This window comes from Defluviicoccus vanus (assembly GCF_014672695.1).
Taxonomy (GTDB): Bacteria; Pseudomonadota; Alphaproteobacteria; order Rhodospirillales; family Defluviicoccaceae; genus Defluviicoccus; species Defluviicoccus vanus.
This window is the reverse complement of the sequence record NZ_CP053923.1, coordinates 2532969-2554630: the sequence shown is the minus strand read 5'-3', so window position 1 is coordinate 2554630 and position 21662 is coordinate 2532969. Positions and strand designations below refer to the sequence as shown.

Below are 21662 nucleotides of genomic sequence, written 5' to 3'. Positions count from 1 at the left end.
TGTTCGCCAGCGGCTGACCTTAGGGAAGAGCCGTGCGACAATGGATGTTGGTCAAACTGATCTGCGCGACCGGGGGGCTCCTGATTTCTACTCCCGGTTTTGCCCAAGCCGCAGATTGTCGCGATCCGCTTGGTCGCCTCGTATCTCTTGAAGGCCGCGTAGAGATACAGGCCGCCGGATCTTCGGATTGGCGCCCTGCCAAGCCCGATCAACCGCTGTGTGCCGAAGACACTGTCCGCGTCGGCGACCGTTCCCGTGCTGCGGCCGAGCTCAACAACGACAACAAGCTGCGCCTCGACCAGAATACGACGCTGCGACTGATCCTGCCGCCGCAGGCTGGACATTCCTGGCTCGACCTGCTCACCGGCGGTGCCTACTTCTTTAGCCGCAAGCCGCAATCGCTCGATGTCCGCACCCCAGTGGTCAATGCCGCGGTCGAGGGGACGGAATTCCTCGTCCGCATCACCGCCGGCGAAACACTTCTCGGTGTGGTTCACGGTCGCATCCGCGCCGCCAACGACCGCGGCGAGATCGTACTGAGCGACGGCGAGGCGGCGGTCACCACTGCGGCGACAGCCCCCACGTCGACCCTGCTGGTACGACCGCTCGATGCCGTACTGTGGGCAATCTACTATCCGTCGATTTTGCCCTTCGTCTACGATCCCGGTGCCAAGGCACCAGCGACGCTACCGACGGATCTGCAGGCGGCGATCAATGCTGCCTCAGCCGGCAAGACGCAGGAAGCCTTCGCCCGCTTCGCCGCCATCCCCGAGGCCGGTCGGGACGCCGACTTCTACCTCTATCGCGCCTCACTGCTGTTGCGTGTCGGCCGCGCCGATGAGGCGGGGCTGGATCTGGAGGCATTGCTCCGCGGTGATCCGACGAATGCCACCGCCTACGGCCTCCGGGCGGTGATCGCGCTTGCCCAGAACGACACCGCACAAGGTGTCGCCGACGCCAACCACGCGATCGAACTCGATCCAGGCTCTGCACCGGCGCTGATCGCGCTCTCCTATGCCGAGCAGGCGCAGTTCCGCATCGACGCGGCACGCGAGACGGCGGAGNCGGGCAACGACGGTAGCCCCAGAGAACGCCCTTGCCTGGGCGCGCCTGGCCGAGCTGTGGCTGATGCAAGGGTGGCGGGATCGCTCGCGTCAGGCGGCCGCACAGGCGCAAGCGCTGGCCCCGGAGCTTGAGCGGGTTCACACCGTCGCCGGCTTTGCCGCGCTGGCGGAGTTCGATACTGCGCGCGCCNNCAGGATGCCTTCGAGCGTGCCATCGCCATCAGCCCCGGCAATCCGCAGCCGCGCCTCGGCCTCGGTCTCGCCCGTATTCGTGCGGGCAGCCTGCGCGAAGGCCGCAGCGACCTCGAACTGGCGGTGTTGCTCGATCCTAACAATGCACTTTTGCGCAGTTATCTCGGCAAGGCCTACTTCGAGGAGAAGCGCAATCCGCTCGCCAGCAGCCAGTTTGAACTGGCGAAGGAACTCGACCCCAACGACCCGACGGCGTTCTTCTATTCGGCGATTCAGAAACAGACCGAAAACCGGCCGGTGGAGGCGCTGCGCGACCTGGAGCACTCGATCGACCTCAACGACGACCGGGCGATCTATCGCTCGCGCGAATTGCTCGACTCTGACCGCGCTGCCCGCGGTGCCAGCCTCGGGCGGATCTACGACGACCTTGGTTTTCAGCAACTGGGCGTCAACGCCGCCACCCAGTCGCTGAGCTTCGATCCGTCGAACGCGGCAGCGCATCGGTTCCTTTCCGACATCTATGTCGCCGAACCGCGGCGGGACATTGCCCGGCTGAGCGAACTGCTACAGGCGCAACTGCTGCAAGACGTCAACATCAACCCGGTGCAGCCGAGTCTCAGCGTCACTGGCTTCAACGTCGTCACTGCCGGCGGCCCAGCCCGGCCCGGTTTCAACGAATTCAATCCACTGTTCGAGCGCAATCAAGTACAGCTCAACGCAACCGGTCTCGCCGGCAATCAAGACACCTGGGGCAACGAGACGGTGGTATCCGGCCTTTACAATCAATACTCCGTTAGTGCCGGTCAATTTCACTACCAGACAGAAGGCTTTCGCGACAACAATGACGTTCACTCCAATATTTATAATTTTTACGCGCAGGCAGCCGTTACACCGGACTTTAATGTTCAGGGCGAGTTTAATGGCATAAAAAGCAAGACTGGAGATCTTATATTCAGCTTTGATCCCGACTTCCATTTTGCCACCGAGGAATCCCTGACGCAGTACAATGGAAGAGTTGGAGCTAGATATTCGTTGAACCCCAACTTAACTCTTTTGTCTTCATTTATATACAGCAATGCGGATTATGACACAGACGATGGGGAATCAAACCTTGATCTGAGCGTTAAATTGCAGGGGTACCAGGGAGAAAACGCGCTTCTTTACCGAGGCAGGAAGTACAATATCGTCGGCGGTTTTGGCGCATATCATGCGCATTACGATCTTGATATTTTCTATCCTGATCTGGGATTTTTTGAGCCGACCAAGGATCGCTACGATATCGATCAGCAATTAGCCTATGTGTATTCTGATATGCGGCTATTGCCGCACGTCGTTGGCACGCTCGGCATGAGTATAGATAACTATAACGAACGAGATATCAATCAATTTCGGGTCAACCCAAAGCTTGGAGTGCAATGGGAGGTAACCCCGAAAGTTACACTGCGCAGTGCGGTATTTCGTACCGTCAAACCACCGCTGATAACCAGCCGAACAATCCAGCCGACGCAGGTCTCTGGCTTCAACCAGTTCTTCGACGATCCGGCGGGAACCGAGGCATGGCGATATGGCGTGGGAATGGATGTACGATTTATGGACAATCTAAGCGGAGGAATGGAAGTATCGAAGCGTAACGTCCAGATCAATCAACAAGAAAACTTCAGTGATGCTCCTGATACGAAAGAGCAACGCCATGAGGACATGGGACGCGCCTATCTATACTGGACACCGGATGACAGGTGGGCAGTAAGTAGCGAATTTGTTTATGATCTATTTGATCGTGAAGACGATATTGCCCAGCTACCTAGTAGGGTAGAGACAATCAGCACACCTCTCAGTCTGCGTTATTTTCATCCATCAGGTTTTTTTGCCACGATGACTTGGACCTACGTCCATCAGGACGTGANNAGCCAGGCTGGCGCGTACCCGGAGTTCGAGGGAACATCCAACTTTAACCTTCTCGACGCCGCAATCGGCTATCGCCTTCCGAACCGGTGGGGGATAATGAGCCTGCAGGGAACCAATCTGCTCGATACAGATTTTCGCTATCAGGATGATAGTTATCGCGAAGTCACCAGAACATTGGAAGTGAGCCGGTTTGTCCCAAAAAGGGGCGTTATCGCTCGAATAACACTTAACTATTAATCCTCAGTTCGGACGCTGCGGCATCTGAGCGACGCTGGGCGACTCGCCCATCCTGACTGAAAAGGAGGAGTCAATGACTGCGGAGACAAAGATACCTTCGGCAAAACTCTTGGAAATGTTGGCGGCAGTACAGAAGATCGATGCCAACGTTGTCTTGCTTCAGGTGATGTACGCGAGCGGCATATCGGGGATCGTCGCCGAAAATAAATCGGTAGTATCCTGTGACACGCCTGAAACCTCCGGATTGGAAGCACCTCGTTCCAAGATCAGAATTCCAAGCTAAGTATTCGGATTCATTTCGCTAGCACCACTACAAAAGTTAGTAAAGCTGGCTTGGCATAGCAGGGCCTTCGATGCAGCGGAGGGTGCGTGGGTTGTTGTTCGGTATCGGCATCGGACTTGCCGGCGTGCTCTTCGTTGCCTCCCCTTTCGGGCTCTCCTTCGAGGAGAGGGTTGGTCTGGCATGGCTGTTTCACCTTCGCGGACCGGTTGAACCGCCGCGCGAAGCTGTCATCGTTGCCATCGATGAACAATCGGCGATCGACCTGGGCCTGTCCTCGACCCCGCGCGACTGGCCCCGCTCGCTGCATGGCTTGCTGATTGATGCTCTGGTCGAGCGTGGTGCCGACATCATCGTTTTCGACCTTGCCTTCACCCGGGAGCAGCCCGCGGGTGAAGATGAGGCGTTTGCTGCGGCGATCGCGCGCGCCGGCCGGGTGTTGCTGTTCGAGGCCACTGAACGCCGCATTACGCCGCTTGGCAACGGAGCGACCGGCGAACTCGTCGTTGAAACCTTCTCCCAGCCTCGTCCTGTGCTGGGCGCGGCAGCGCTGGGTATTGCTCCGCTGCCGTTGCCCAACGTCCCCGCCCGCATCAGTCGCTTCTGGGCCTTCCTGGGCCAGTCGGCGGATCGTGCGACCCTCCCCGCCCTCGCGCTCATGGCCTATGGCCTTCACTATGACAGCGGCTGGCCTCGCTTGTCCCCGGGTTGGGAGGATCCGCTGACACCGCCGGATCAGTCGCTGCCAAACACGTCCAGGGTGACCCGGATCGACCTGATGGCGCGCACTCTGCGGCGGCAGGTTAAGACTGGCATCGACTTAAACGGCCTGCCGCCAGCGACCGACGAGAAGGCGCAGCAGTTACGTCGCGCCCTGATCGCCCTCTACACCGCACCGGATGCGCATTACCTGAATTTCTACGGTCCGCCCGGGACGATCCGCCACGTGGGCTATGCGCGTCTGCTTGCCTGTCGCGGACGCACCGCCCCTCCCTGCGACATCGATCTCAAAGGCAGGGTTGTCTTCGTCGGTCTCTCCGAACTCACCAAACCCCCGACTTCGCTCGCGATGCCTTCGCCACGGTGTTTGCGCGTCCGGATGGCGTTTATCTCAGTGGGGTCGAGATCGCTGCAACAGCGTTCGCCAATCTGCTCAACGTTTCGACGTTGCAGCCGCCGCAACCACAGCTAGCCCTTCCGGTGGTCCTGCTGCTGGGGCTCGCCTTCGGTCTGGCCGCAGCTCTACTGCCACCGCAAACCGCACTCCCGTCAACGCTGATGTTGGCGTTTGCCTATGCGCTTGCCGCGCAACTGCTGTTTGCCCACCCCGGCCTGTGGCTGCCGATTGCGACGCCGATGCTGGCGCAACTGCCGCTCGCCCTGATCGGCGGCATCGGTGGCCAGCTGTTGCTCGCCCGCCGCCAGCAGCTGTTGCTACGCCGCGCCATGGAGGCAGCGGAGGCGGCGAGCGAAGCCAAGACGGAGGCCCTGCGGATGGCCGGCCATGACATCCGCACCCCGGTTCAGGCCATGGTCGGCTATCTGGAGCAATTCCACGCCACCCGGCTCGACGCGACGCAACAGGCGCTGCTGGCTCGGGTTCTCGCGGTCTCCGATGCGCTGCTTGGCGTCCTCAACACGGTTCTCGACCTGGCGGCAATCGATGCCGGCAAGATGCGGATCGTCGCGGAACCGGTCGACCTGCGCCGTCTGGCGCAAGCGGAAATTGACATGCTGCAAGCGCAGGCGGAAGGCAAGGGCCTGATGCTGACGATGGCCATCGCCCCGGAGGTACCGGCGACGGTGCAAACCGATCCGCTGCGCCTGCGTCAGATCCTCACCAACCTGTTGGCGAACGCGATCAAATTTACCGATCGGGGCTCTGTTGCCCTCAACGTCGGCCTGACAGGCAGCAGCGTGCAGGAAGCTGGCGTATCGGCGCATCCGGTGGTGCCGAAGGTGGTCTTTTCGGTCGTCGATACCGGTATCGGCATCGCCACCGAGGCACTGGCTGAGCTATTCCAGCCGTTTCATCGCGGCAGCGGCGAGGCCACACAGCGGCCGGGAAGTGGCCTTGGTCTGTCCATTTCCCACCGCCTCGCCGTCCTCCTGGGCGGCGAAATCACGGTGAAGAGCCAACCGGGTGTAGGGTCTACCTTCCGACTGGCATTGCCGGCGATTCTGCCAACGGTGGCAACCGCCGTTGCCGCGCCGTGGGTCGCGCCGGCTACACGCTCATGGGGCCTAGCCGACGTGGCTACAGTCGCGCCGCCGCTACAACCGGGCAGCGCCATGGGGACAACGCTGATCGTCGAGGACGACCCGACGATCAGCGGCCTGCTGCAGCAACAGATGCTGCAGTTGGGGCTGCAGGTCCACCTCGCCGGAGACGGCGAGGCCGGCTGGCAGTGCCTGCAGGAAGTGACGGTCGACCTCCTGATCACCGACTATCGCATGCCCGGGATTGACGGGCCGACGCTGATCCGCCGAGTCCGGGCCGACGCGCGCTTTTCGTGCCTGCGGATCATCGCGCTGACCGCCGACACCACCGCTGACGTCGCCGACACCTTCATCGCCGCTGGAGCCGATCTGGTGCTGCGCAAACCGGTGACACGCGCCGAGTTGGCGGACGCATTGCGCCAACTAGAGGCGAGGGCGCCAGAGGACGACAGGGCCGCGCTACCTCCCCTGCCAGCGACTGCGGCCATCACCGACCATCAGGTGTCACTCCCGGCGACGGATAGGCAGGACGGAGGCGAGCATTGGCCGGACTTCGATCCTGCCAACGTCCTTGATGCGCTGGGGGACGATCCTGAGCGGCTCAAGCTCGTCATCGAGGCTTTCTGCCGCCAGACCGGCACGCTGATTGGATCGCTCGTCGACGCCCAGGCGGAGCGCGATGCGGGCGGCATCGCCCGCCTCGCTCACCGCATCGCCGGGACAAGCCTGTCCTTCGGTGCGATCCGTCTTGGCGAGACCTGCCGTGCCCTGGAACGGGCGGCTCGTACCGAGGTCTGGCCCTCGATCGATCCCATGATCGATGCCCTGCCGCAGGCGTATGCGCAAGCCGCTGCGAGCTGCCGGCTGGCAGTCGCAAACGCCGGCGGCCGCTGCGAGATCAGCCCTCAGGCGTCGAGCAGCTTGTAGCCAACGTTTGGAACGGTGCGGATGATGGAGGGGTTGCGGGCGTCGTCGCCCAGCTTGCGCCGCAGCTTGCTGACCAGCACGTCGATCGTCCGGTCGCAGGGCGCATCAACCGTATCGGCGTAGGCATCGAGCAGCTGGTCGCGCGTCAATGTCCTCCCCTTGCCNCGAACCAGCGCCCGCAGCAAACCGAATTGCGCTGTCGTCAGCGGTATGTCGCGGCCATCCGGAGCCTGCAGGGTGTGTCCCTCGGTATCGAGTCGAAATCCGGCAAAGGTCATGAAGCGGTCGGCATGGTCGCGCTGCTGGGCGCGGCGAAGAACGGCGCTGACACGCGCCAGCAACTCGCGCGGTGGCCATGCCTTCGAGATGTAATCGTCGGCGCCCAGTTCCAGACCGGCAACCCGGTCCGCTCCTTCGGCCTGGATACTGAGCACGATGACGGGAAGAGTCGATCGGGCGCGCACCCGCCGTAAAAGCGCAAGGCCGTGTTCGTCCGGGAGGTTGAGATCGAGCAGCAGTAGATCCGGTTGCCGCTGCGCTAGCTTCGCCTCCAGTTCGCGCCCCGACGCGGCTTCCTCCACCCGGTATCCCGCTCCTTCCAGGGTGGCCCCGAGCAGCATCCGGTAGGCGTCATCGTCATCGGTAATCAGCACAGTTGGCGCAGTCACGGCGCCGGCCTGCACGTCCGCAGATGCGCGCTTGCAGTGCTACCGCGGCTCCGCAACCAGCCAACAGCCAACGCGGCAAGATGAATGGTCACACGCCCTACCCCAGTTTATGGCGATTTTCTGCTCTCTATCCGGGATAACTGTGATCGATTTGCGGTGTCTCTGCAAGGCGCTGCGAAAAGAGGCGCCAACAGACGCCGCTGGGTTCTTTCGTCGCGGCGCAACACCCTCGATCGGGGCGTTGCGCCGCTGACGGACGATCAGGCCAGCTTGCGAACGTTTCCCGACACGCTGTCGGCCGCCGAGCGATGCGCAAGCGGAAAGCGCGAGGACCGCGACAACATAATGTCGGCGTACAGCTGGCGGGTCTGTGCGTCCGGTTCGACGTTCAGTTCGGATTGCAGCACCCGTCGGCATAAATCGAACTGGCGCAGCGCCAAGCTGAAGCGCTGCTCGTTCGCGTGCACCTGCATCAACGCCCGGTGCGCCGTCTCCTCAGCCGGATCGAGTGCCAGCATCCGCAAAGCCGTCCGCCGCACATCCTCGTGCCTCCCGTGACGCATCGCGTGCTCGAGGCTGTGGCAAAAGGTCTGCAGCGCCAGATCGTGCAACCGCTGCCGCTCGTTGGTCAGCCACTCCTCGAAAGCGTTGCTGCGGTTGGCGGGATGCCCATCGAGAAATTCGCCCTGAAAGAGTTCGACCGCACTCGACAAGGCCTCGGGCGTACCTTGCGCAACGAGATCAAGAAAATCCCAGAGGTCGGTCCGGACGACCGCCTCATCCAGTCTGAGCGCGTCGGTTTGCTCGCGCATTGCTTCCCGCCCGAGAAACCGGCGGAGCATGAACAACGTCTGGCGAAGGCTGCCGCGCGCATGTTCGAAGTCGCGCGAATCCCACAGCAGCGAGGCAAGCTTGGCACGACCCTGCATCCGTGTACGGCCGACGGCAAGGATGGCAAGCAGCGCCGCCCCATTTCGTGAAGGCAGACGCAACGGGACGCCGTTGTGGTCGTACAGCTCAAAGCCACCAAAAAACTGGATCCGCAGTTGTTTCATTGTCCACATCCCCACTCTTCGTTGTCGTCTGGATCTCAATTCCTCCTTATTTTGCCGTGATGATGTAATCGCCATCTAAGCCCTGCGTTAACGTCGTGTTAACGGCGCGGTGGCGCGAACGCGCCGTTAACGAACCGGCAACGAACGAATTTCGCGTGCAAGGCAACGAATAACGGCACCTTCATGCCGAACGTCACGAGACAATGACGCGCATGGGCTAAACATGTTCCTGCGGTGGGTAGTTATTTCGGATCGTAGCAACAACCATCCTGGCCTGGATCAGACAGGCAAAATCCACACCCTGCGCGTCCTTCTGGGGGAAGGGCCGCAGATGGCGCCCCGGGGGCTTGCTTCCCGGGGCGCCTTTCGACCAGCATCTCTTAACGAAGCCGGACGACACCAGCCGTACGGGTGGTGGAGTCGGAGTTACCCGATGTACACGCGTGCTCTGCGCCCATGCATCGGAGCGGAGGAAAGTGATGGCACGTCGAGACCCGGATCGCCTGCGAAGCTACCTGCAATTGATCACCCGCCAGCAAGGCGGCCTCGAAAGCGCGATCCACACGATCGCATCGCTTGAACGGCCGGTGACCGATACCGGCAGCCTCGAGAGCATGTCTGCCAGCGCGGATGCGGTGGAATTGGCGCGTCAGGGGGCGGAAGCGCTCGCGCTCAATCAATCGCCAAGCGAGGCGCAGTACGACAACCTTGAAGCCATCATCTTCGCCGATCTCCGCCCGGCGATCGATATCGTCAACGGGACGTTCACCGTCACGCATCAACTTTGGACGCGTCTCTCCGCCGATCCGACAATCAGGCAGCGGATCGAAAGCGTCATACCCAGCATCGGTCGCATCGAGTTGAGCGGTCTGGCCAACTGCCCCTATGGCGGCACCGGCTTCGTCGTCGGCGATGGCTTGATCATGACCAACCGGCACGTGGCCGAACTGTTTGCGCGCGGCCTAGGCGATCGCAGCCTGACCTTCATCAGCGGCCGTACCGGCGGCATCGACTTCCTGCGCGAATTGGGGCTACCGACGGGTCCGACGCTGCAGGTGCGCCGCGTGGTGATGATCCATCCCTATTGGGACATGGCACTACTTGCCGTCGACGGACTGCCGGCGGGGCGTAAGCCGCTCAAGCTTGCCGTCGTCGATGCGCGCGATCTGCAGGGCCAGGACATTTTCATCGTCGGCTATCCGGCGTTCGATCCACGCAATTCGCTCAATGACCAGCAAACGGTCTTCGGGGACCGGTATGGCATCAAACGGTTGCAGCCTGGCCAGTTGCAGGGCGGCATGCCGACGGCAAGCTTCGGCAAGGTGGTGTCGGCAGCAACGCATGACTGTTCGACACTCGGCGGCAACTCGGGATCGGCGGTGATCGATCTCGCCTCAGCCGAAGTAATGGCATTGCATTTCGGCGGGATGCCACAGAAGCAGAACTACTGCGTCCCCGCTGCCGAACTGGCCCGCGATCAACGGGTGATCGATGCCGGGGTGCAGTTCGCCAGCACGCCCTCTGGTGGCACGCCGAGCTGGTCCGGCTGGTGGCAGCGGGCGGATACCACGGAGGCGACGAAGGAGGACGTGCCCACGCCAGCGGTCAGCGAGTCCCGGTCTGCGTCGACGGCCGGACTGGTCACCCCAGCACCAGCGGCGGCGATCATCGGCAATGACGGAACGATCCGTATCGAGGTGCCGCTGCACATTACCATTGCGCTGGGCACGCCGGCGGTGATGCGCAGCGATACCGCCACGGAAGCCGTCGCCAACCTCGCGACCGCGCCGCTTACTGCCGGCGAGGATGCGCTGGAGGCGATGCGCGAGCCATTCCACGATGCCGACTACGCCACCCGACGCGGCTACGATGCCGACTTTCTCAACCTTCCGGGCGGCAATGCCGATCTGCCCCACGTGCAGGTGGCAATGCCAACGGCGAGCAATCCCGCCCTCTGCGCGCGAACGCTGGCCGGCGGCGGCGTCCTGGATTACCAGAACTTCTCCATCGTCATGCACGCGGCGCGGCGGCTGGCACTAATCTGCGCCTGCAACGTCACCAGGGAGCCACAGCTTCGCCGGCCCGATGCCAGCGGCGATTACACCCGCCGTGGGCTGAGCGGCCTCGGCGAACATGACCAGGAGCGCTGGTATCCGGATCCGCGTCTGGCGGCGGAGTTCCAGCTTCCCGATGTGTTCTTTACCAAGGACCGCGGTTCCTTCGACAAGGGTCACATCGTCCGCCGTGACGACATTGCCTGGGGGACCTCCTATGACCTCCTCCGGCGCGCCAACGGCGACAGCTATCACGTGACCAACTGCTCGCCGCAAACGGCGGCCTTCAATCGCTCTTCCGACGGCATTGCCAACTGGGGTGACTTGGAAAATCATGTGCTGGCGGAGGCAGCGAACGAACGGCTGTGCGTCTTTGCCGGCCCGGTACTCGCCGACAGCGACCGGACCTTCACCGGCGTCGGTGCCGGTGGCGTGCAGATCCAGGCGAAGATTCCGGCACGGTTCTGGAAGGTGATCGTTGCTCGCACCGCAGAGGGCCTCGCCGCCTACGGCTTCGTTCTCGAACAGGATCTGGCCGACACACCGTTGGAATTTACCGTGCTGCCCNGAGTGTTTGCGCCGGCGATGTATCCAATCACCGAGATCGAGGTAATGACCGGGGTAACGTTTGCCGACGCCATCCATGCCGCCGACCAGTACGAGACCAGCCGCGGTGGCGAAATGGCCATGCGTAGCGGCACTACGCGCCGGCGTCGCAACTGACACTGACGAAGCGGGAGCCGGGGATCCGCGGGCCCGCAGTGGTAAACGCTTAGAGCTTAGCTTTCGGCCCCAGGGCAGCGAGGAAGTGGTCGGTGGAGCCACCGGCGCGAAGGAACGAGATAGCGCAGCCGAGTTCACGATCCTTGGCGTCGCCGATTGGCGGGCAGTGACTGACCTCAACCGAAGCACGCGTGGTTTGTCGCGTTCCACCCTGCGGCGGCAGTGCATGTGGCAGATCCGCCTCGTGCGATTCTTCTTCCCCCGCTTCCTGCCCGGTGAGCTGAATATCCGGAACAACCCCCTGTGCCTGGATCGCCTCTCCCGCCGGGGCGTAGTAAAGCGCGGTGGTGAGCTTGAGCGCGCCTTCGATCGGCAGCCGCATCACCGTCTGCACCGAGCCCTTGCCGAAGGTGCGCGCGCCCATGATCGTCGCCCGGCCGTGATCCTGCAACGCCGCGGCAACGATCTCCGAAGCGGAGGCCGAACCGGCATTGACCAGCACCACCACCGGCACTTCCCGCGCCAGATCGCCGCTTGCTGCCCAGAAGGTGCGGTCGCTGCCCTGCTCGCGGCCGCGTATGGTGACAATAACGCCGTCCTCAAGGAAATCATCGGCAACCGCCAGCGACTGGTCAAGCAGGCCGCCAGGATTGTTGCGAAGGTCGAGGACGATGCCCCGCAGGTCACCACCCTGGCGGGTACGGATTTCCTGCAGCGCCGACTCGACGCCTTCCGCCGTGCGCTCGTTGAAGCTGACGACGCGCAGATAGGCGACGTCGCCCTCCATGTGCCAGCGCACCGGCTCGATGGTGATCACCGCGCGGGTGAGTGTCACTTCGAATGGCTGGGCGCTGTCGCGGCCGATCGTCAGCTTGACTTGCGTTCCTGGCCGCCCGCGCATGGCGTTGACCGCATTGCGCAGCGACATGCCGGTAACGGGCTTGCCGTCAAGTTCGGTAATGATATCACCTGATTTCAATCCCGCCCGATCGGCTGGGGTCCCCTCGATCGGCGAGATGATCTTGATCTTGCCCTCTTCTTGGGTGACCTGCAGGCCGAGACCGCCGAATTCGCCCGACGTGACCAGTTCGGACTCCCGCAGTTCCTCGGGATTGAGGTAGGCCGAATGCGGATCCAACGACGTGGTGATGGCGTCGAGCGCAGTCTCCACCAATGCCGACGCCTTCATGGAATGTGGGGCCGGATTTTGCGCCTTGATGCCGGCGATGGCGGCTTCAATCAGCTTCGTATCGGAGACGTCTTCGACGTAGGAGTTGCGGATGCGCTTGTATGCATCGCGGAACTGCTTCAATTGACGCGTATTATGCGGATCCGATGCGTAGAGAGTGAAGGTTTCGGCGAACCGCCCCATCTCGCGGTTGCCGTCCGGGGACAACCGGTAAGGATCGATGCCCACGGCCTCGGCGATGCGCCGGAAGGATGGCGTTTCTTCTGCACACCCACTCAAAGCCGGCATCAGCACACCGGCGATCGTCGCCACCGCCGCAACAACGATCAGACCGTAAGAGAGGCGGGATCGCTGACTTCCAGCGCTGCTATGTTTCACCGTCACCCTAACCAACCCACTTCGATTACATCGACTTTTACAACCTTCAGAGCCGCCTTCCTGGCAGTGGCATCACCCGGTATCGGCAACGATCGCCCCATAATGGTTGATAAAAGAATATAGGCGCATTAACCCCCGAATGAAAATGGGCCCAGATTACACTTCCCGCTGCATCCACGATGGACATACCCGTCGGACACAGCATCACATTACCGGGGTTGGCTCAATTGGGCAGATATACGCCCCACATGGGCCGATTCTCCTGCAACAAACACGGGTTTTGCCGGCTGTCGGAGTTCAAAAACGGTCCAGATCGCCAGAGTCCAAAGGACAATTGCACTCGCCTGGTGCAACGCCGCGAGTGCTGTGGGCATGTAAAAAATCAGCGTCGTGATACCGAGTCCCACCTGCAGGAACGCCCAGCCAACGAAAATATTGGCGGCGAGTCGGCCGCGCCGGGTCAGATCGGCGGGACTCCGGGTCAGACGAAAGACGATGATTGCAGCCAGCGTCAGCATCGCCAGACAGCGATGGACAAACTGCACCAGGGGTATGGTCTCGAACAGGTTGCGCCACCACGGTTCCAGCACGAAGGCTCCATCCGGAAACAGCTTTCCGTCCATAAGTGGAAAGGTGTTGAACTGAAATCCGGCGTCGGTCCCGGCGACGAAACCGCCGGCGGCTATGGTGAGAACAACGAGCGCCGCCACCGCGAGTGCCGCCGGCGACAGCCGTCCGGCCTGGGCCATCGTCCTCCAGCGCAATACGTCGAGGGCGAGCCAGACGAGTGCCGCGTAAAGCGCAACGGCCGCCATCAGGTGTGCCGTCAACCGGTATTGGCTCACATCGGGACGATCGACGAGGCCACTCTTCACCATGTACCAACCCAGCACGCCCTGCATGGCGCCGAGAACGAACAACACACCGCAACCGAGAGCGAGCCGACCGCGTATCCAGCCGCGCAGCAGAAAGATGGCGAAGGGCAGGAAAAACGCGACGCCGATCAGCCGCCCCCACAAGCGATGGAGGAATTCGAGCCAGTAGATGCCCTGGAACCCGGCCAGAGTCATGCCGGGGTTGTCCTTGATGAATTCGGGATATTGCTGATAGGCGCGAAACTGCGCCTCCCACTCTGCGTGCGACAGCGGCGGCAGCCAACCGGTGAGCGGCCGCCACTCAACCATCGACAGTCCGGAGTGGGTCAGTCGGGTAAGGCCGCCCAGCACAACCATGCCAAACACCATCGCCGCGACGGTGAACAGCCAAGCCGCGATCAGCCGCCTCGGGTCCGGATGCAGACGGTGCCAGTATTGAACCTCGCAACGGCGTTCTCCCTTCTGCCGAATGCAGCCCGGCAAACACATTATCGCTCCTGCTGGGTGGCAGTATTGCCGCCAGCGTCGTCGGTGCCAAGGACTATGCCGTGCCGGCGCCGGCTTGGCCCAGGGCTTCGTTGCGAGGCACCACCAAGCCCCCGCTTGCCCGGCACACGGCCTTCCCTTAAACAGCGAATCGGTACAAGTAAGAATAACCTGCGGGTGAGCGCGAGGAGGACAAAGACGTGAGCGAGCCGCTTCAACCGGTATACTTGGTGGGCGCTGGCCCCGGGGATCCCGACCTGCTCACGCTGAAGGCTTTGCGACTGCTGCAGGCCGCCGACGTGGTTGTCTATGACCGATTGGTGGCGAAGCCGATCCTCAATCTCATTCCTGCCGGAACGACAAGAATTTTCGCCGGCAAGATCGCCCGCCATCACCACATCCCACAGCCCGAGATCAATGCGCTTCTCGTCAGCCTCGCCCGCAGTGGTCGCCGCATCGTCCGCCTCAAGGGTGGTGACCCGTTCCTGTTTGGTCGCGGTGGGGAGGAAGCCGAACACCTCGCCCGCCACGGGGTCCCCTTCGAGGTGGTTCCGGGCGTCACCTCGGCCTCGGCCTGCACCGCCTATGCCGGTATTCCGCTGACCCACCGCGGCCTCGCTCACAGCGTCCGGTTCGTAACCGGCCACACCCGTGAGAATACGGACCTCGACCTCGACTGGCGATCGCTGGCGGATGCGGACACCACGCTCGTCATCTACATGGGTCGTATCCACGTCCGGCGGATCGCCGCCGCCCTGATTGAGCATGGGCTGGCCGCCGTCACCCCGGCGGCGGCGATCGTCAACGGCACCCGGTCCGATCAGGTGACGATCCTTACCACCCTGGCCAAACTCGCCGACCGCATCGAAGGCCTCGACATGGCGGCGCCGACCTTGCTTGTGGTCGGGCGCGTCGTCTCCNTGGCCGAGCAGTTGGACTGGTTCCACCCGGTGGCGACGACGCCCGCGGCTGGCGTAGCGGCCACCACGCCAGCCGATGACCTCGACGACCGAGAAAGCTCGCAGAAAGGTTAACTTGCGGCTGCGGCGCATTCGCGGCAGCATCAAGGTGAGTGGCATGCGCGTTGACGTTGGCCGATAGCCGGTTGTGAAACCACCGAAGAGGTGGTGCTGATGAGCGTGCTAGCGTGGCGTCAAGACACCGGCTCGACAGGTCAAGGAAAGAGACGGAATGGGGTGAACGGCGGCACACAGGGCGACCACGATGGCAAAGCAGCGTCGCAAAGCACGCCGGCGAGGGGGATCTTTGCGTCAGGCCGGTTTTGGCCCACTCGCAGCATCGCCGGTGTGCTGGTTTTGCTTTGCCTCGTTGTCCTGCCGATGCTCCCTGCCCGGCCATCGCGGGCACTGGCGTCTGCCGCTACGGCCACAGCGACAGAAGCGTGGGCACAGGAGCGCATCTGCGCCGGCGACCCCGCGGATTTCAACACGCACCTCAGCGCCGTTGCCGATCCGCGTCGAACTGAGGGGTGGGACGACCGACGCCTGCTCGGCAGCCGGTTTCTCGTCGCACTGATCAGCGGCGACCTTTGCAAGATCCCCGCGCGCGGCGTGGACATCATCGGCGCCTGGGTTCGCGAGCCCATCGATCTGCAAGGTGCCAATATCGCCGCCCAACTGCGCATCCGTGGCTCCCGCTTCGATGCGCCGGTGCAACTCGATCGCGTGCGCGCCGAAAAATTGCTGTCGTTCGCCGGCTCGCATTTTGCCGGGCGACTGCTGATGACCGAAATCGCCATACGCGGCTCGCTGTTCCTCGGCGACGGCGCCTCCTTCGACGACAAGGTCGTGCTCTGGGGCGCCAGCGTCGACGGCCAAGCGAGTTTCAGCCCGGAAAGTATCGACCGAGAGGATTTCATCCGCCCGCTGCACGGCGGCGGTCAAGCCGAAGACAAGCCGCAACGCACCCGCTTTGCCGATACCTTGGACATGAACGGCATTCGCGTCACCCGGATCCTCGATCTCCGCAACGTCGACGCGGAAAAGGATGTGCTGCTCGACCGGGCGCGCGTGGACGGCGATCTGCGCCTCAGCGGCGCCCACTTCGGCGGTGCTTTGTCCATGGACTCGATCAAGGTCGGCGAGTCGGTGGAAGCTTGGGGTATCATATGGGGCAATCAGGAGAAGGATGGATCCTGCACGTCAGCCCACCGTGACAGAAAAATCTACAGTAATGTTACACAAGACGATGCCACAAATACAGGGGGCATAACGGCAGAATGGCGGTTTTATTACGCCAGCGTTGGCGTTAATTTTTACCTTACAGGCGCGTGCCTTGCTGATCTAGCCACACTTAATCTTTCCGGGAGCCGCATAGGCGGCCAACTATTCCTTGGCTCTATTGATCATTATCCCGCAAACGCATGGGGCGAGCGCTCTATCTTGATCCTGCGCAACGCATCGATCGGCAAGATTCAGGATACGCCGTCGATTGCCCTCACCGGTGTGACAGCCACTTCGTCCGGTGTTGCGGCGACGTCCATGTCGCCGACTGGCGCTCCGATGCCCAAACGTGAATCCTGGCCGTTGCGCCTGGAACTCGACGGCTTCACCTATGCCAGCTGGGATGGGCTCGATCGCCAGGAGCGGCCGACTGGCAGTGCCGGCCGGAGGGTCATCCCGGCGCGCGGCGACCCCTGGCTGATCGAATGGCTGGCGCGCGACCATAGTTACTCGCGGCAACCGTACGAACAGCTGGCCCGGGTGATGACAACCCAGGGGAAAACGGGGGTCGGCAACGATCTGCTGTTCACCAGCCAGGAAATCGAGCGCTGCATCGCCGTCGATGGCAGCACCAGTGCAGGGATCGAGAGCTGCATCCTGCGACGTAGCGGCATCATCGATCTGGCGCAGGCCAATCCGGCCCCTCCTCTGTCGCCGGCGGCCAAGACCGAGCCGAGCGCCAAAACCGATAGCGCAGCAATGGATACTGAGAGCGGTCCGGAGCGAGAGCAGCAACTACTTGACTACGGGGTGCGCACCACAGTCTGGCTACTCAACGGTTACGGCTACCGGCCCTTGTGGTCCATGGGCTGGTTTATGGTCCTTATCATGATCGGTTCCGTCCTGTTCCGCTACCGCACCGAGGAAGGTCGACAAAGAACCATCTGGTTTGCCACTGAGTACACCTTCGATACGCTGTTGCCGGCGGTAAACCTGTGCAAGGAGTTTGACAGCATCAGGATTGATGGCCCGATCCGCTATTACTTCATCGCCTTGAAGGTGCTTGGTTATGTTTTTGTCGCCACCCTGCTGCAGGTTTTCTATCAGGTGATTGGTCGGTCGATTACCTGAGCATTCGCCGGCAACGAACCGCCCGGTAGCGGTTCGTTGCGGACGGGGTTCAGTACAGATGCTGACCGCCCGTCACCCACAGCTCGGTGCCGGTGACATAGCCGGCGTCCGGCGAGCACAGATAGAAGATGGCGTTGGCAACATCGAGCGGCGCCCCCATCCGCTCAAGCGGAATACGCGGAATGAGCACCTCATAATCGGGCTGAATCATCTCGGTCTCGATTTCGCCCGGAGCGACGGCGTTGACACGAACATCGAGCGCTGCGCACTCGTGTGCCAACTCACGGGTCAGCGCCGACAGCGCCGCTTTGGAGATGGAATAGGCGGAGCCGGCGAAGGGATGGACAGCATGGCCGGCGATGGAGGTGACGTTGACGATCGCCCCTTTGCCACGATGCAGGGCCGCGGCAAAACCGCGTGCGAGACGCAACGGGGCAAAGAAGTTCACTTCGAGAACATCGTGCCAAGCTTCCAGGTCGCCGTTCAGACAGCCGAGTCGTTCCTTGTAGGGCGTTTTCGGCGAACGGCCGGCGTTGTTCACCAGCGCCTGCAGTGGCCCGCCGTCAAGCGCCCGATTGGCCTGATCAACAAAGTTGGCGAGGCTGTCCGGATCGCCGAGATCGGTCGGGATGTGCAGGCTCCAGTTGGGATCCCGCTTGCATTCCGCCGGTACGTCGTCGCGTGAACAGGTGATGATCCGCCAGCCGCGCTCAAGAAAAGTCTTGGCGGTAGCGTGGCCGATGCCGCGACTGGCGCCGGTGATGATAACGGTCGGTCGCACTGCGTCAGGCGTCACGTTCAATGCGCCATAAACAGTGGCAACGCCGCCGCCTCCAGCATGTGCTTGGTTACCCCACCAAGAATCAACTGCCACAGCCGCCCGTGAGTATAGGCACCCATGACCAGGAGATCGAACCCCTGCGTCACTGCCACCAGCGCTTCGGCCACCGGGCGGTCTGGCGGCAACACCATTTTCGCCGCGCTGATGCTGTGGCAGGCAAGGTAATCAAGCACGTCTTCCGGCGAGCGGCCCTGCGGCAGGTCGGCACTGTGGGTGACGACGACCTCTTCCGCGCCGGCAAGGAAAGGCAGCGCGGCGGTGATTGAGCGGNNGGAGGCCTCCAGGCTGCCATTCCAGGCGACAATGATCCGACGATGCATGTCGGCAACGGCCTCCGGACCGGCAACCAGCACCGGGTGCGCTGTTTCAAACAGCGCCGCGTTGAGCACTCCCGCCGGCATGCCGTCGCCTCCCGCGGGCCGCCGATCGACGACGATCAGATCACACAGGCGGCCGAGATGGGCAACGGCATCCTCCTCGCGCGATCGGGGCGAGAGAAACCGCGCTGTCAACACCCCAGCACGTGCCGGACCTTCCTCCGCACCTGCGGCCGCACGGGCCTCGCTGAACATCGCCAAGGCCGCTGCGGCTCGCACCTCGCCCTGCTGTTCGGTCAGGTCGAGCAGTTCCTGCACCACTTCGCCGGACATACCCTCGCCAGCGAAAGTGACCGCATCAATCGGATCGACACGCGGATGCAGAACATCCACATGCGCTCCGAACCGTTTGGCAACGGCGAAGCCTGTCGCCAGTGCCCCACGGGTCGCTTCGGTACCGTCGATGGGCACCAGGATCTTGCGAATACCCATTCTCTAAACCCCCGTAAAGGCGACCCACTTTTTTGGCAGCCCTCGTATTGGCTCGCCCCCATCCTCTTGCTGTCTGAGGGCGTTGTAACTCTGTGACCAATCGTATCATACGCTCATCGGCGGCGTTGAAAAGCCGCTGGCCTTTGCAATTTGCGAAGGGTAGCTCCTCGCCAAGCGCATCCCGCGCAAGCGGGCGACGGCGTTGCCGCACAAACCACAGGCCACCGGTCACAGCGCTGCGGCCACACGATCGGCAATAGTGCGGAGGATCTTGACCCGGCCGTAGAGCTTGTCTTCGGATTCCACCAGGGTCCAGGGAGCGTGCTCACTGCTGGTGCGATCGATCATATCGCCAACAGCAACCGCATAGTCATCCCACTTGTCACGATTGCGCCAGTCCTCATCGGTGATCTTATAGCGCTTATAGGCCGTCTTCTCCCGATCCTGGAACCGACGGAGCTGTTCATCCTTGCTGGTGGCAAGCCAGAATTTGACGACGACAATACCGGCGGCCGTCAACTGCGCTTCAAAATCGTTAATCTCGGCGTAGGCACGCAACCAATCGGCCTCGCTGCAGAAGCCCTCGATCCGTTCCACCAGCACTCGGCCATACCAAGTCCGATCGAAGATGGCGACGTTACCTCGCCGGGGAATGAGCCGCCAGAACCGCCACAGATAGGGCTTGGCGCGTTCATCGTCGCTGGGCGCAGCAACCGAGTGGACCTTGAACCTGCGCGGGTCCATCGCCTGGGTGACCCGTCGAATGCTGCCGCCCTTTCCAGCGGCGTCGTTGCCTTCGAACGTGGCAACCAAGGCAATCTTGCGGAAGGCTTTGCTGTCGGTGAATTCGGCGAGGCGCTGCTGCTGCTGAGCGAGTTCCTTCTTGTAAACATCCCGCTCCAGCCGACGATCGAGATCAAGGGCATCGAGTGCGGTTTTGCGATCCATGCTGGCAACGATCACGGGCGCAGCGGCCACCTTTCCCACCGGTGCAGCGTCGAGGCGCTTGCGCATGGCGGCAAGGATCGTCTGGCCAATCATCAGATCGCGGTATTCACGATCGGCACTGGGGACTACCACCCACGGCGCAACGCCAGTGCTGGTGAGGCGCAGTCCCTTGTGAATCATCGCCATCGCCCGTTTGTAGTGTCGGTGGATGCGGCGATATTCGACAATATGGCGGCCACCGCCCGGCATCTTCGCAATCTCTGCTAGCCGCTGTTTCTGGTCGCTGCGCGACAGGTGCAGCCAGAGCTTGATGATCAGAACATTTTCCGCCGCAAGCATGGTCTCGAAGCGGTTGAACTTGGACAGGTCACTCTCCAGCTCGGCATCGTCGCCACTGCCGATGACGCGGCCAACAAAGGCATCGGCGTACCAGGAGCCGAGGAAGATGCCGATCCGGCCTTTTGCCGGCAGATTGACCCAGAACCGCCACAACGCAGGACGCGCCGCCGCTGCCTCGCTCGGCTGGTCGAAAACCTCCGTATGCACGTGCCGTGGATCGAACCACTCGGTCAGCTTCGCCAGCGCTTCGCTCTTGCCGGCGCCATCGAGACCAGTGAGCAGAATCAACACCGCAAAGGATTTGGCCTCGGCGAGATCGAACTGCGCGTCGAGAAGGGCTTCGCGCAGTTTAGCCTCCTCGACCTTGTACGTTGACTTGTCGATCTTGTGAACCTGCTCTGCGGACTCGAACATGGGGGCGTCCTTCGGTCGCGGGAAAGAATCGACTATAATAGCTGATTGCCATTCAACCTGGAGCGCTTGAACGGCAGCACGCGGCGACAAGCGGCTGCAGCCGGCTTGACGTCGATGATGCCAGTGCGGCTGCGGAAGTGAACTAATAACATCACAGAGGAAACGCGATGATCAAGCTGAAGGCCGATGAACGGCAACGCATTCTGACCGTAGAGGTGGAAGGAATGATCAGCGAAGCCGATCTCGATACCGCTATTGAAGCCCTGCAGGCCGCTTATCCTGCCATTGGCGTGCACGTGCGCGGTGAAGAGCGCACATTTCGCATGGTTGTTGACTGGGAAAAACTGGAGGGATGGGAAAAGGGGGCGAAAACAGTCGGCACCCTCACCACCAAGCTCATCGGCGACGCCGCGCGCAAGATAGCGGTCATCGCCGATACGAAATGGGCCGATGAAGAAGAGCGCTTGGCTGACTTGGCGAAAAAGCAGAGATTCGATTCTTCCCACCACAGAAGCGCGCCGAAGCCTTGGTCTGGTTAGGAGCATCCTGAAGGCAGGCGCTGTATCCGCTCCCGTCGCGACGTGGCTCAGGCTCATGGCACATCACAGCCCCGCCGCTCTATAATCGTGTGCGGCGGAAGGCTACGCCTTGCTGCGGACCGCCGCGGCGAGGCGCCCAGCTTCCGAGCGAATGATGCAAAAAAAGGCATGCTGTTCGCCGGCAGGGAGATCCCGATTGTCCTCG

The 21662-nt window shown here is 62.2% G+C and carries 15 protein-coding genes; 8 read left to right on the top strand and 7 right to left on the bottom strand.

Annotated features, from left to right (window positions below; translation table 11 throughout):
- The first annotated feature begins 44 nt into the window (after positions 1-44).
- The 4 genes from HQ394_RS11585 to HQ394_RS11565 all read left to right on the top strand — a co-directional run bounded on the left by HQ394_RS11585 (position 45) and on the right by HQ394_RS11565 (position 6825).
- Positions 45-1196: a FecR family protein gene (locus HQ394_RS11585; protein WP_190260377.1), complete on the top strand. Its 1152-nt coding sequence runs from the start codon at positions 45-47 to the stop codon at positions 1194-1196.
- Between the two features lie 2275 nt (positions 1197-3471).
- A complete protein-coding gene (locus HQ394_RS11575; RefSeq protein ID WP_190260375.1) occupies positions 3472-3681 on the top strand; it encodes a hypothetical protein in 210 nt (69 codons plus the stop codon).
- Positions 3682-3751: 70 nt separating this feature from the next.
- Positions 3752-4870 (top strand): CHASE2 domain-containing protein, encoded by a 1119-nt coding sequence (locus HQ394_RS11570; protein ID WP_190260374.1) that lies wholly within the window; start codon positions 3752-3754, stop codon positions 4868-4870.
- Positions 4762-6825 carry a sensor histidine kinase gene (locus HQ394_RS11565; RefSeq protein ID WP_190260373.1) on the top strand — a complete coding sequence of 688 codons (2064 nt, stop codon included), beginning with the start codon at positions 4762-4764 and terminating at the stop codon, positions 6823-6825. Before HQ394_RS11570 ends, HQ394_RS11565 begins: the two co-directional genes overlap by 109 nt.
- Here the strand turns inward: HQ394_RS11565 and HQ394_RS11560 are convergent.
- Both HQ394_RS11560 and HQ394_RS11555 read right to left on the bottom strand, forming a co-directional pair.
- A complete protein-coding gene (locus HQ394_RS11560; RefSeq protein WP_456151596.1) occupies positions 6804-7478 on the bottom strand; it encodes a response regulator in 675 nt (224 codons plus the stop codon). The two genes, HQ394_RS11565 and HQ394_RS11560, sit on opposite strands and share 22 nt — an antisense overlap.
- A gap of 275 nt (positions 7479-7753) precedes the next feature.
- Positions 7754-8548, bottom strand: coding sequence for an AfsR/SARP family transcriptional regulator (locus HQ394_RS11555; protein WP_190260372.1), 795 nt, complete (start codon positions 8546-8548; stop codon positions 7754-7756).
- A 479-nt stretch (positions 8549-9027) separates the two neighbouring features.
- Between HQ394_RS11555 and HQ394_RS11550 the strand changes: the two genes are divergently transcribed.
- Complete coding sequence (locus HQ394_RS11550) at positions 9028-11325, top strand: DNA/RNA non-specific endonuclease (protein ID WP_190260371.1); 2298 nt, start codon at positions 9028-9030, stop codon at positions 11323-11325.
- A 49-nt stretch (positions 11326-11374) separates the two neighbouring features.
- On the opposite strand, the gene HQ394_RS11545 is transcribed toward HQ394_RS11550, so the two are convergent.
- Positions 11375-12898, bottom strand: coding sequence for a S41 family peptidase (locus HQ394_RS11545; protein ID WP_190260370.1), 1524 nt, complete (start codon positions 12896-12898; stop codon positions 11375-11377).
- 203 nt (positions 12899-13101) lie between these two features.
- Positions 13102-14256 (bottom strand): COX15/CtaA family protein, encoded by a 1155-nt coding sequence (locus tag HQ394_RS11540; RefSeq protein WP_190260369.1) that lies wholly within the window; start codon positions 14254-14256, stop codon positions 13102-13104.
- A gap of 197 nt (positions 14257-14453) precedes the next feature.
- Between HQ394_RS11540 and cobA the strand changes: the two genes are divergently transcribed.
- Positions 14454-15287: a uroporphyrinogen-III C-methyltransferase gene (cobA, locus tag HQ394_RS11535; protein ID WP_190260368.1), complete on the top strand. Its 834-nt coding sequence runs from the start codon at positions 14454-14456 to the stop codon at positions 15285-15287.
- Positions 15288-15380: 93 nt separating this feature from the next.
- Positions 15381-17567 (top strand): hypothetical protein, encoded by a 2187-nt coding sequence (locus tag HQ394_RS11530; protein WP_223291534.1) that lies wholly within the window; start codon positions 15381-15383, stop codon positions 17565-17567.
- Positions 17568-17616: 49 nt separating this feature from the next.
- Here HQ394_RS11530 and HQ394_RS11525 read toward each other — a convergent pair whose 3' ends face one another.
- The 3 genes from HQ394_RS11525 to pap all read right to left on the bottom strand — a co-directional run bounded on the left by HQ394_RS11525 (position 17617) and on the right by pap (position 20918).
- On the bottom strand, positions 17617-18363 hold the full coding sequence (locus HQ394_RS11525) for an SDR family NAD(P)-dependent oxidoreductase (protein WP_190263277.1): 747 nt from the start codon (positions 18361-18363) through the stop codon (positions 17617-17619).
- A gap of 2 nt (positions 18364-18365) precedes the next feature.
- Entirely contained in the window at positions 18366-19217 is an 852-nt protein-coding gene (locus HQ394_RS11520) for a universal stress protein (RefSeq protein WP_190260366.1), read from the bottom strand.
- Positions 19218-19445: 228 nt separating this feature from the next.
- On the bottom strand, positions 19446-20918 hold the full coding sequence (gene pap / locus HQ394_RS11515; protein WP_190260365.1) for a polyphosphate:AMP phosphotransferase: 1473 nt from the start codon (positions 20916-20918) through the stop codon (positions 19446-19448).
- A gap of 167 nt (positions 20919-21085) precedes the next feature.
- Here pap and HQ394_RS11510 point away from each other — a divergent pair, with 167 nt between their 5' ends.
- Entirely contained in the window at positions 21086-21457 is a 372-nt protein-coding gene (locus HQ394_RS11510; protein WP_190260364.1) for a SpoIIAA family protein, read from the top strand.
- Positions 21458-21662 lie beyond the last annotated feature (205 nt).